The sequence below is a fragment of the Mycobacterium sp. IDUB_19 genome (assembly GCF_055419445.1).
Window position 1 is genome coordinate 17,898 of record NZ_JBVAXR010000047.1, and the last position, 11,922, is coordinate 29,819.

Here is an 11,922-nt window from a genome sequence, read left to right on the forward strand (position 1 = left end):
GGTATGCCGCTGCAGAAAACCGTGCCAGGCTCTTGACGTGGACGCACTCCTCCGGCCGTCGTGTCCCTGCGGCACCGGCGAGAGCTATCGCGTCTGTTGCGGGCCGTTTCACGATGGCGAGTCGCAGGCTCGATCGGCCGAGCAGTTGATGCGATCGAGGTATTCGGCCTTCGCCTACGCCGACGCGGACTATCTGTTCCGCACCTGGCACCCGCGAACACGACCGGCCGACGTGACCGTCGACCCGGGCGTCACCTGGACCGGTCTAGAGGTGATCGACACCGTCGGGGGCGGCCCGGACGACGATTCTGGGGAAGTGGAATTCACGGCCCGGTTCGAGTCCGCCGGCCGCGCCGACAGCCTTCATGAGCGCAGTCGCTTCGAGCGCCGCGCCGGCCGATGGTTCTACCTCGACGCCACGGAAGATCTGTAGCCGCCGTGCGCGTTGACACGGCTAACACCCACAACAGGAACGAGGCACCGCCCATGACCGCAGATTTGCCTGACACAGCATTGGAGCTGCGTTCGTTGGTGACGTCCGATGGCACACTCGAGCTCTCGCTGCACGAGGTTCCCGTTCCAACCCCCGGCGCCAACGAAGTGCTGGTGCGGGTCGAAGCCTCGCCAATCAACCCGTCAGATCTGGGCCTGCTGATTGCTAGCGCTGACATGTCCACTGCGACGGTCGCGGGTACACCCGAGCGTCCCGTCGTCACCGCCTCGCTCGGGGAAAGTGCCGTGGGCGCGCTGAAAGCGCGACTCGACGAGTCGCTTCCGGTGGGCAATGAGGGTGCCGGCACCGTGATGGCCGCGGGGTCCTCCGACGCAGCCCAGGCCCTGCTTGGAAAAACGGTGGCGATCGCGGGCGGCGCGATGTACTCCCAATACCGAGCGGTCGACGCGTCCGCCTGTCTTGTCCTGCCCGAGGGGGCCACTGCGAGGGACGGAGCCTCGTCGTTCGTCAATCCAATGACGGTACTCGGAATGACCGAAACCATGCGCCGCGAAGGACATTGGGGCCTCGTACACACCGCCGCGGCGTCGAACCTGGGCCAAATGCTGGTCAAGCTCTGCCAGAAAGACGGGATACCGCTGGTCAATATCGTCCGCAAACCCGAGCAAGAGGAGCTCCTGCGCTCGCTGGGCGCAACCCATGTCCTCAACTCGGCATCACCGTCGTTCGCGACCGATCTTGTCGAGGCTCTCAAAGCGACGTCCGCGACGCTCGCTTTCGACGCCACGGGTGGTGGAACGCTGGCCAGCCAGATCCTCAACGGCATGGAGCAGGCGGCCATTGCGACCCCGGGGCAGTACTCACGCTATGGGTCAAGCGTCCACAAGCAGGTGTACATCTACGGCGCACTCGACACCAGTCCGACGGTGCTCACCAGGAGCTTCGGCATGGCGTGGGGCGTGGGAGGGTGGCTACTCACCCCATTTCTTCAGACCACGGGGGCCGAGACTTTCGGTCGGCTGCGTGCTCGGGTGGCAGCGGAGCTCACCACGACGTTTGCGAGCAGCTACACCCGGGAGGTTTCACTGGTCGGCATGCTCAATCCCGATGCGTTCAACGCATACGTGAAGCGAGCGACCGGAGAGAAGTTCCTCGTGACTCCGAACGCCTAGCTGCTCGTGGAGCGAGTGACGGGATTCGAACCCGTGTAGACGGCTTTGCAGGCCGTTGCCTAGCCGCTCAGCCACACCCGCACGAACCGTAACCATGCCAGCGCAGGCCGCTGCGGCCCAGGGTTTCCCTCGGGCCGATCATTTTGCGGCGGTGCGGCGCGTTCCCGGGTTCGTTATACTATCTAAATAATCCTGCTAAAGCCGACATTGGAGCACAGGCGCATGCCACGCACAGACAACGACACCTGGGATCTCGCCACCAGCGTGGGCGCTACAGCCACGATGGTGGCCGCTGCCCGCGCGATCGCCACCAAGGCCGACAATCCCGTGATCGAGGACCCGTTTGCCGAACCGCTTGTCCGCGCCGTCGGTGTCGAGTTCTACACCCGCTGGGCCGACGGCGAGATCGACGCCGCGGACGTCGACTACCACGAGTCGAGCTGGAAGCTCGGCCACATGCCAGATGCGATGGCCGCCCGAACTCGCTTCTTTGACACATTCTTTCGCGATGCGACTCAGTCCGGGATCCGTCAGGCCGTGATCTTGGCGTCGGGTCTCGACGCGCGTGCCTACCGACTGGCGTGGCCCGACGACATGACGGTGTTCGAAATCGACCAGCCCGAGGTGATCGAGTTCAAGACCACCACGCTGGCCCGCTTGGGCGCCGCCCCGAAAGCCGACCTGCGCACCGTTGCCATCGATCTGCGCCAGGACTGGCCGACCGCTCTGCGTGACGCCGGTCTGGACACCAGCCGGCCCACCGCTTGGATCGCCGAGGGGCTCTTCGGGTATCTGCCGCCAGCGGCCCAGGATGCGTTGCTGGACAACATCACAGCGCTCAGCGCCGTGGGCAGTCGGTTGGCCTGCGAAGCCAGTCCGAACCGGCCGCAGGTCGACAAAGAACGAGCGCGGGAGCTGATGCGCAAGGCCAGTGCCAAATGGCGTGAGCACGGCCTCGAGCTGGACTTCACCGACCTTGGCTTCGAGGGGGAGCGCAGCGACGTCGCCTCTCATCTGGAGGATCTCGGATGGAGCTCAGTGGGGACCCCGATGCGACAGCTGTTGGCCGACAACGGTCTTGCTGCGATCCCGGCGAACGACGACTCCGTGTCGGTGGCCGATACCGTTTACTACAGCGCCGTACTAGCCAACTGACACGACCAACGACCGACCGAACTCGCCGGAGCCGGACGCAAACCGGATAAACGAGCTACCGAAGCTGCCCGCCCGCGCGAACGTCTCGATTCTGCGGTATCCAGCGAAAAGCTGGCGATGCGAGCGCGATGGATGGTTCTCTTGAGGGGCCGCAACGGGCAGCGGTAGCTGACGGCCCCAGTCCTGGGCGCATTTCGGAAGGGATGGCAGTGGTTTTCCGGGCAGACCAGGAGATCGGCCGCGATCTATCCGCCGTCGACTGGATGTCCACCCCACTCGGGCCGGTGGAGGAATGGCCACAAAGCCTTCGTACGGCCGTCAACATCCTGCTGTCGTCCCGGTTTTCGATGTGGATGGCGTGGGGCCCGGAACTGACGTTCTTCTGCAATGCCGCCTATCGCCGCGACACCCTGGGCCGGAAGTACCCGTGGGCGCTGGGCCGCCCGGCCAGCGAGGTATGGGCGGAGATCTGGGACGACATCGGTCCGCGGATCGAGAGCGTGTTGGCGACGGGGGAGCCCACCTGGGACGAGGCCTTACTGCTGATCATCGAGCGGTCGGGATACCCCGAGGAGTCGTACCACACCTTCTCCTACAGCGCGCTGCGCGACGAGGACGCGAGCGTCGTCGGGATGCTCTGCGTGGTCCGAGAAGACACCGATCGGGTGATCGCTCAGCGCCGGATGGCGACGCTGCGGGACCTGGGGTCGGATCCGAGCGTCGTGCATACCGAACGTCAGATGCTGGACTTCGCCGGCCACCAACTCGCGAACAACCCGTACGACCTCCCCTTCACGCTCACTTATCTGTTTAGCGATCACGGCGAGGCGCAGCTGGCCGGGGTCAGTGGAATCGCGCCCGGGCATCCGGCGGCGCCGCAGACACTCCCTGCCGGCGGCCTTTCCTCGTGGCCCATCGAGAAGTTGGCGCAGGGTGAAACCGAACTGTTCGAGCTCGACGGCGATGCCCTGAATCTGCCCGCCGGCGCCTGGCCTGAGCCGCCCGCTCAGGCGCTCGTGGTGCCGCTCTTGCGGCGGGGCGGGGCACCAGTCGGATTCCTGGTGGCCGGCCTGAATCGGTACCGCGGGCTCGACGATGGTTACCGCGGCTTCGTGGAGCTCGTGGCCGGGTACATCGCCGCGGGCGTGGACAGCGCGCGCAGCTATCAAGCTCAGCAGCGGCGCGCCGAGGAGCTGGCCGAACTCGACCGGGCGAAGACGGCGTTCTTCTCGAATATCAGCCACGAATTCCGCACGCCGCTCAGTTTGATCCTCGGACCGGTCGACGAGTTGCGCGGCCGGACGACCGGCATCGATGAGCAGGCACGCCAAGAGCTGGAGCTCGTTCATCGCAACAGCTTGCGGCTGGCGAAGCTGGTCAACACCCTGCTGGACTTTTCGCGGATCGAGGCGGGGCGAATGCGGGCCCGATTCGAGCCCGTCGACTTGTCAACCGCCACTGCCGATCTCGCCAGTGTCTTCCGCTCGTCGATCGAACGGGCCGGGCTGTCGTTCACGGTGGACTGCCCGCCGCTCGACGAACCGGTCTATCTGGATCACGAGATGTGGGAGAAGGTGATCCTCAACCTGCTGTCCAACGCGTTGAAGTTCACTTTCGAGGGCTCCATCACGGTAGCGGTCAGCCGCGATGACACCGCTGCCATCGTCACCGTGACCGACACCGGGGTCGGGGTGCCCGCCGCGGAAATGCCCCGCCTCTTCGAGCGTTTCCACCGGATCGAAAATGCGCGTGCGCGCTCCACGGAAGGCAGTGGAATCGGGCTGGCTCTCGTCAAAGAACTCGTCGGGTTGCACGGTGGCACCATCACTGTCGACAGCCGGGAGGGCGTCGGCACCAGCTTCGTCATCCGTTTGGCCTTCGGCGCGGCCCATCTGCCGCCCGACGAAGTCTCGAGGCCACCGGGAGCGCGTCCGACGTCCGGCGTGATCGCCCAACCGTACGTGCAGGAAGCCTTGCGTTGGTTGCCCGGCGATGCCAACATCGCACCGCCCGACACGAGTACCACCGCGATGATGACGGCCGTCGCGCCCGCCGGGAAAGACGGCCAACGGACACGCGTGCTGGTCGCTGATGACAATGCCGACATGCGTGATTACCTGACCAGCCTGCTTCAGACGTCCGGCTACCAGGTCAGTGGCGTCGCCGACGGGCAGCAGGCGCTGGAGGCCATCCGCGCGCAGGTTCCCGACCTCATCATCAGCGACGTGATGATGCCCGGGCTGGACGGTCTGCAACTGCTCGCGGCGCTGCGGATTGACCCGCGTACCGCCGCGTTACCCGTGCTGTTGCTCTCGGCACGTGCGGGACAGGAAGCCTCCGTCGAAGGCTTGCTGGCCGGCGCCGACGACTATCTCGTCAAGCCATTCGCCGCCGCCGAACTCCTCGCCCGGGTGCGCGCCAACGTCGAGCTGTCGCGGTTGCGCAGCCACCACGCCCAGTGGCGCACCGCCCTGGTGGACTCGCTGCAGGAAGGGTTCTTCGTCTGCGATGAGCACGGTGCCGTTATCGAGATCAACGCCGCGTTCACCGAGATCCTCGGCTACGGAACCGAACAGCTGCCCTATCAACCCCCCCATCCCTGGTGGCCTCGCGCCGAGACCGACCCCGAAGCCGACCGGCAAGTCGAAGGGGTCTTCGCCCAGCTGCTGAACGAAACCCACGGCGCTTTCACCGCTCCGGTAGTCCACCGCGACGGGCACCGACTGTGGGTCGCGGCCAGCTTCAGCCACGTCGACGACCCGGACACCGGTCGCCGAATCATGGTTGGCACCATGCGTGACATCACAACCGAGCACTACTTCGTGCAGAGCCAGGTTGCCCTGGCCGCGCTGAATCAACAACTGGCGCAAGCAGATACGCTTGACGCCACGCTGCAGGGTGCGGCTGAAGAGCTACGCCAGACGTGGAACGCTCGCCGCGTGCTGGCCGCGACGTTCGCCCGCGACGCTCCCAAAGAGGCCGCGCCGGCGCTTGTGTGTGCCGGCGAGCCCTGTGACTGGGCCGAACTGCCGCCACGTCACCGGCGGCGGATCGAGTCGCTACGCGATTCCGACCTCCTCACCACGGTGGCCGGAGAGGCTGGTACGGCGGGTATTTCGCTGCAGCATCCGCGTGGAGTGATGGTGGTATGGATCGACTTGGCGGAGCAACGGCCGTTCACCCCGGAGGATCACAACCTACTGAAGGTGCTTGGCGGGCGGCTCAGCCAGGGCCTGAACCGCGTCTACCAGTTGGACGAGCAACGCGAAACCGCCTTGGCGCTACAGCATGCGATGCTCGGCCCGACGACTCTGCCGGGAGGCTTCGCGGTCCGATATCACCCCGCCACCCACCCGCTGCAGGTTGGCGGTGATTGGTACGACGTCGTCGATCTCGACGACGGGCGCGTCGCGTTGATCGTCGGCGACTGTGTTGGGCACGGCTTGGCCGCTGCGACCGTGATGGGTCAGCTCCGAAGCGCGTGCCGTGCGCTGCTGCTCGACCAGCCCAGTCCCAGTGCTGCCTTGGCGGGTCTGGACCGCTTTGCGGCGCGTCTGCCCGGCGCCCGTTGTACCACCGCGTTCTGCGCGGTGATCACCCTCGACACCGGTGAGCTGGTGTACTCCAATGCGGGTCACCCACCGCCGATCATGGTGCATGCCAACGGAACTGCTGAGCAGCTGGATGGTGAACACGGCCTTCCCCTGGCGCTCCAACCGGACTGGATTCGACCCGAAATCCGCCTGACGATGCCGGCGCGCTCGACGCTATTGCTCTACACCGACGGTCTGGTCGAACGCCGCGGTCTTTCGATCGACGAAGGCATCGCCAGTGCGACCAATCTTGTTCAGGACGGCCGTTCGCAGTCGCTCGATGAGGTGGCAGACCATCTCATGGTCCGGCTCGAGCCTGCAAGCGGCTATTTGGATGATGTGGCGATGCTGCTCTATCGACAGCCTGCCCCACTGGCGATGAGATTCGACGCCGATGTCGATCACCTCGCTCCGAGCCGTGATGCCTTGCGCGGCTGGCTGGCACAGGCGGGGGTCGAGCCCGATCAGATTCAATACGTGCTCACCGCCGTCGGTGAAGCCGTCGCCAACGCAATCGAACACGGTTACCGCGACCAGCCCACGGGCACCGTCTCGTTGCGCGCGACCGCGGTCGTCGACGCGCTCCACGTGACCGTCAGCGACAGCGGCACCTGGAAGGCACCGCGCACAATCCCCGGAGTCAATCGGGGCCGCGGCATCACCCTCATGCGAGGCCTGGTGGAGGACATCACAATTCGCTCCACCGAGGCCGGCACCACCGTTCACTTGTACGCGAGGATCGCATAATGGCAGCAGAGCTGACCCTGAACACCGACCACGGCCCAAACGGGACGCCCCGGGTGACTGCGACAGGGGAGATCGACCTCAGTAACGTTGCCCAGTTCAAACAGGCGCTCAACACGGCGAGTGCGGGAACTCGAAGGCCAATCACCATCGACCTCAGCACGATCAAGTACCTGGACAGCGCAGGAATCAATGCGCTTTTCGACCACGCCGACAAAGTCGACGGTCTGCACATTATCGTGCACCCCTTGCTGGTTCGGGTCCTCACCATCAGCGGCCTTGATAAGATCGCGACGCTCGAAGCCGCACCGCAAGGCGGCAACGGTTAGAAAAGTCGTCCATGCGCACCGGAGTACGCGTTGGCCACGCGGGTGACGAACTGGTAGACACCCTTCTCGTCCGGGGCCAGGGGGCCGGGGCGGGCGTGCGGTGAGGCGAGCCCACGTTGCACCGATTCGCAGGCTGCCCAGTCCTGTCGGTTGGTGACGTCCCAGAAGTCCACCGCATACGAAGGATCGAAATCCTCTTTAGCCGCAACATCTTTCGGGAAGGCCCAGGCGCACTCGACGTGCGTGCGGTCAGCCGCCAGCGGCACCATGAGGTGGGTCATTACGTAGTCGGGGTGCAAGCTCACCAGCAGATTCGGGTATCCGACGATGTACATGACGGTGCGCAGTTGCTCCTCGGACAGTCCGCAGATCGCGGCGCCGCCGCTCTTGCCGGTGAACGACATGGTCTCGGCGCTCTCGACCATCGACATCCAGCCCGCAAGCCACGAACCCTCGAGGTCCAGGGTGTCGCCGCTGGTCGGCGGGCTGACTCGGGACAGCTCCGGGTGGATCCTCGAACAGTGGTAGCACTCTTGATAGTTCTCGGCGATGACCTTCCAATTGGTGGCGAGTTCATAGGAGTGTCGGGCGACGATCGTCAGGTCTTCAGGTCGGTACGGGCCGACGATGTCCTCGAGTCCCGCGACGTGCGCGGCGAAATCTGTGTCGCACCCGCTCGGGTCGACGAAAAGCCAACCATGCCAGTTCACCAGATGCAGTTCTCGGAGCCCGAACTCGTGTGGGTCGAAGTCGTCGGCGTCGCGGAAGCCGGGTGCGTTGCGCAGCGTGCCGTCCAGCCGGAAGGACCACGAGTGGTACGGGCAGATGATGCTCTGCTTCTTGGTCTCCGCGCCGCACGCCAGCAATTCGTGGCCGCGGTGGGGGCAAGTGTTGGCGAACGCGCGCACTACGTCGGTCTCGGATCGCACCAGCAGCACGCCGTTCGCGCCAGAACCGACCGCGCGCAGGGCGCCGACCGAAGTGATATCGCTGGCGTGGCCGACACAGGTCCATCCAGAGAAGATGTTGCGCAGTTCCCAATCAAAAACCTCGGGATCGACATAAGCCTGTCGCGGCAGCATGCGCGACCGGCCGAATGGTGCCAATGCTGCGGCAAGATCCGCAGCAGGAACAGGTGCCCGGTTATCCAGCTTGACCATGCGGTCAGAGTAATTGCCGGGCTGACCAGGTTCAGCTGTATCGCCAAAGCCGCCTCTCGCGGGCGATAATCGGTCAGTTGCCCGTTTTAGCCGACAGCAGCGAGTGCGTGACGTGTGCGCCCTCGAAACGGAATTGGTGCGCGGAATTCCGGAGAGGCTCGATGGTGGTATCCGGGTGCACGATGACTCCGCTCCCGGAAGGGATTCCGAGCCCGGTGGCCGTGCCCTGCAGCGACTGAATGGTGCGGGACAGCCGCGCCCAGTTGGCTCGCTCGTCATGCGTGTCGATGACCGCGGGGGCGAGCTTGAACACGTCGAGCAACTCGGTCGCCGAGGATTCCGGCACCTCGACGATTGCATACTGTCCGAGCTGAATTGCGCCCGCTGAAATGCCCACCAGCACAGTGCCTTGGGCATACCGGTGAAGGACCGCATCCTTCATGCCGGTTTTCTCGAACACGGTCCAACCGCGACGCACATCGCCGCCCGCGAGGACGATCAACTGGGCGCGTTCCAGGAAGGTGTGGTCGTCCGGGCCGAACGACGAGTCGATCATGCGACGGTTGGTGATTCCAATCGCGTCCATCGCCGCCTCGAAGATCTCGTAGAACTCCGGACGGTCCCCATTGGAGGCGCCGATATAGGCCGAGCGCAGTTCTGTGTCCCGAACCAACCCGTCGAGTGCCGCCTCGAGCAGCGGTCGGCCCCGCCGCTTCCAGAACAGCAACTGACTGTCCGCCAGCAGATAGAGCGGTTGGCGTGTGCAGCCCAATTCCCGATCAGCGTCGGACATGGGGCCACCCTAGCGGCGATGAGTCCACGGGCACCTGTCAACAGCCAGAGTCGCTGTCTCACAGGGAGTGTGGAGCATGTTGATCTGCCGTAGTGGGTCCGGGCCCCGTCCTTCCCGTCAACGTTGATGCGGAGATGGTGCGGGTGCGGATCCTTGGCGCGAACGCTGGCTGTCTGTGTCATAAACTTCTAATCCTTGAAACAACGTGAAAGGCGTTGGCCGAGCGGAGGGGTTGTCGACCATCGGTGCACCGGTGATTCCCGACCAGGAGCGTGCCGACGGAGGGAAGCCGTCGACGTGGGCGCCGCTGCGCAATCGCGTATACCGGGGCCTGTTCATCGCCCAGTTCATCTCCAACATGGGGACGTGGATGCAGGCTGTGGCGGCGCAGTGGTTCCTGGTGGAAAGGCACAGCCCTGACGTCATCGTGGCCCTGGTTCAGACGGCGAGTCTGGGGCCGACGCTGCTCCTGGGATTGTTCGCCGGTGTGCTTGCCGATCTGTTCGACCGGCGCCGGCTCCTGATCTTCCTACAGTCGTACGCCGTGCTGGTCGCGCTTGCCCTGGCACTGCTGACGAACCTTGGTCGGCTTACCCCGACGGCGCTGTTGCTGTTTACCTTGGCCATCGGGTTCGCTTCTGCGCTGACAGGACCGGCCTGGCAGGCGATCCAGCCCGAGATTGTCCCGCGTGAGCAGATACCGGCAGTCTCAATCTTGGGCAGCGTCTCGGCCAACTCCACCCGAGCAATTGGGCCGGCAATTGGCGGCATCGTGGTGGCATGGCTCGGCCCCGCAGCAGTGTTCGCGATCAACGCGGTGTCATTCTCGGCAATCATCATTGCGCTGCGGTTGTGGAACCGGCCGAAGCAAATCGTGCCGCTCGAGCGTGAACGCATAGGTCAGGCCATCATCACCGGGCTGCAATACATCGAGAACAGTCCAATCTTTCGCAGGATCCTTTTGCGCACAGCCCTTTTCCTGTTCCCTGCTTCGGCGATCCTGGCTCTGCTACCGGTGGCCGCCGCGCGCACGTGGCAGCTGGGAGCCGGCGGCTACGGTGTGGCGCTGGGGGCCATCGGTGTTGGGGCCATACTCGGAGTCGTAGCGGCCGGGCCGTTGCACGGAAGAATGTCGGACAACGCGCTGCTAACGACGTCGGCGGTCGCGTACGGCCTTGCCCCATTGTCGGTGGTCTATCTGCCTTTCGCGGCGGCGCTTCCGTTCTTGGCGTTGTCCGGGATGGCGTGGCTGATCACCCTGACGACATTGAACGCGGCGGCGCAGCTGTCGCTGCCGCGATGGGTTCGAGCCCGTGGATTATCGGTATATCTGCTGTTCTCTACCGGATCTCAGGCGCTCGGCGCCTATGTTTGGGGTGCCCTTGCCACGCGGTGGGGACTCGACGCCGCGATGCTGTGGTCGGCGGCAGTGCTGGGCGCCGTTGCCCTGAGCGTTGCCGTGCTTCCGCTGCTGCCGTGTACCGGGACAGTGAGCGTCGAGATTTCCACTGCGTGGCCGACTCCGACGCTCGTGTTTGAGCCGTGCCCTCAAGACGGACCGGTGCTGGTAGCCGTTCGCTACCAAGTGCCGCCCGAGAACCTCGACGAATTCGTCGACGCGATGAGGGAGGTCAGGCAGTCTCGGCTGCGAACGGGCGGTCACAGTTGGCGGCTCTATCACAGTGTCGAAGAACCCGACTCGTTCCTCGAGAGGTTCACCGTGGCGTCCTGGAGCGAATTTGAACGCCAGCGCACCGAGCGCTGGGTGGATGTCGATCATGACGGTGTGACGAAGGCGATCAGCTATACCGTCGACCAAACCCGACGGCACGAGTACTACGTAGCGCTGCGTACGCGCCGGTGAGAACCGCGTTATGTGGCTGCAGCGCAACAGAATCGGCGTGCACTAGCTGATTGGGCCGGGTGGTCCTTCTCGGTCGGCCGTGCCCAGATCGATTTGCATCCACGCGACGTCGTGCCAGCTGTCGTGTTTCCAGTAGACGCGCCGGTACGCGCCAACATCCTCGAACCCGAAGGATCGGTGAAATGCGTTGCTGGCCTCGTTGGGTTGGGTGATGCCGGCGAAGGCTCGCCGGTAGCCGTGGTCGGCAAGCCGTTGCAGCACTTCTGCATAGAGTCTGCGGCCCCAGCCGGCGCGGTGATGGTCGCAGCTGATGTAAATGCCTGTCTCTGCCGACCACTTGAAGGACGGCAGGCTGATCACTGCGTGGCCGTAAGCGAAGCCGATGACCTGACTGTCATCCTCGAGAACGAGCCATTCGTGGGCTTTTTGGGCCGAGGCGATACGCGAAGCCATCTCGTCTGGGCTCGGGGCCTCGAGTTCCCAACTGATCACCGTGTTCTCGACATAGGGGCGGTAGATCGCTACGCAGGCAGCCGCGTCTTGCGGGGACGCCGAACGCACGGTGCCGCTGATCGCTTGCATGCCAGCAGTCTTCCAGTCGCCTGGTTGGGGTGCGAATCGCGGGTGCAGACCGGGCAACCTCATCGCCAGCACAAGA

General features: G+C 64.8%; 9 protein-coding genes and 1 tRNA gene. 6 read left to right on the plus strand and 4 right to left on the minus strand.

Features of this window, described 5'->3' with window-relative positions; genetic code table 11:
* The first annotated feature begins 37 nt into the window (after positions 1-37).
* Positions 38-433 (plus strand): YchJ family protein, encoded by a 396-nt coding sequence (locus ACZY0B_RS24325; protein ID WP_463766795.1) that lies wholly within the window; start codon positions 38-40, stop codon positions 431-433.
* A gap of 53 nt (positions 434-486) precedes the next feature.
* Complete coding sequence (locus ACZY0B_RS24330) at positions 487-1,626, plus strand: zinc-binding dehydrogenase (protein ID WP_463766796.1); 1,140 nt, start codon at positions 487-489, stop codon at positions 1,624-1,626.
* 7 nt (positions 1,627-1,633) lie between these two features.
* Here the strand turns inward: ACZY0B_RS24330 and ACZY0B_RS24335 are convergent.
* Positions 1,634-1,707, minus strand: a tRNA-Cys gene (locus tag ACZY0B_RS24335).
* Between the two features lie 141 nt (positions 1,708-1,848).
* On the opposite strand from ACZY0B_RS24335, the gene ACZY0B_RS24340 reads away from it, so the two are divergent.
* The 3 genes from ACZY0B_RS24340 (at position 1,849) to ACZY0B_RS24350 (ending at position 7,447) form a co-directional block, all read left to right on the plus strand.
* A complete protein-coding gene (locus tag ACZY0B_RS24340; protein ID WP_463766797.1) occupies positions 1,849-2,781 on the plus strand; it encodes an SAM-dependent methyltransferase in 933 nt (310 codons plus the stop codon).
* 203 nt (positions 2,782-2,984) lie between these two features.
* Positions 2,985-7,121, plus strand: coding sequence for a SpoIIE family protein phosphatase (locus ACZY0B_RS24345; protein ID WP_463766798.1), 4,137 nt, complete (start codon positions 2,985-2,987; stop codon positions 7,119-7,121).
* Positions 7,121-7,447, plus strand: coding sequence for an STAS domain-containing protein (locus ACZY0B_RS24350; RefSeq protein WP_463766799.1), 327 nt, complete (start codon positions 7,121-7,123; stop codon positions 7,445-7,447). Before ACZY0B_RS24345 ends, ACZY0B_RS24350 begins: the two co-directional genes overlap by 1 nt.
* Here the strand turns inward: ACZY0B_RS24350 and ACZY0B_RS24355 are convergent.
* Together ACZY0B_RS24355 and ACZY0B_RS24360 are read right to left on the minus strand one after the other, a co-directional pair.
* Positions 7,444-8,607: an aromatic ring-hydroxylating oxygenase subunit alpha gene (locus ACZY0B_RS24355; RefSeq protein ID WP_463766800.1), complete on the minus strand. Its 1,164-nt coding sequence runs from the start codon at positions 8,605-8,607 to the stop codon at positions 7,444-7,446. The two genes, ACZY0B_RS24350 and ACZY0B_RS24355, sit on opposite strands and share 4 nt — an antisense overlap.
* Positions 8,608-8,680: 73 nt before the next feature.
* On the minus strand, positions 8,681-9,400 hold the full coding sequence (locus tag ACZY0B_RS24360) for a Type 1 glutamine amidotransferase-like domain-containing protein (protein WP_463766801.1): 720 nt from the start codon (positions 9,398-9,400) through the stop codon (positions 8,681-8,683).
* Positions 9,401-9,632: 232 nt separating this feature from the next.
* On the opposite strand from ACZY0B_RS24360, the gene ACZY0B_RS24365 reads away from it, so the two are divergent.
* Complete coding sequence (locus ACZY0B_RS24365; protein WP_463766802.1) at positions 9,633-11,264, plus strand: MFS transporter; 1,632 nt, start codon at positions 9,633-9,635, stop codon at positions 11,262-11,264.
* Between the two features lie 42 nt (positions 11,265-11,306).
* Here ACZY0B_RS24365 and ACZY0B_RS24370 read toward each other — a convergent pair.
* Positions 11,307-11,922, minus strand: a 616-nt coding sequence (locus ACZY0B_RS24370; protein WP_463766803.1) for an N-acetyltransferase family protein, incomplete at its 5' end; no start/stop codon positions are given.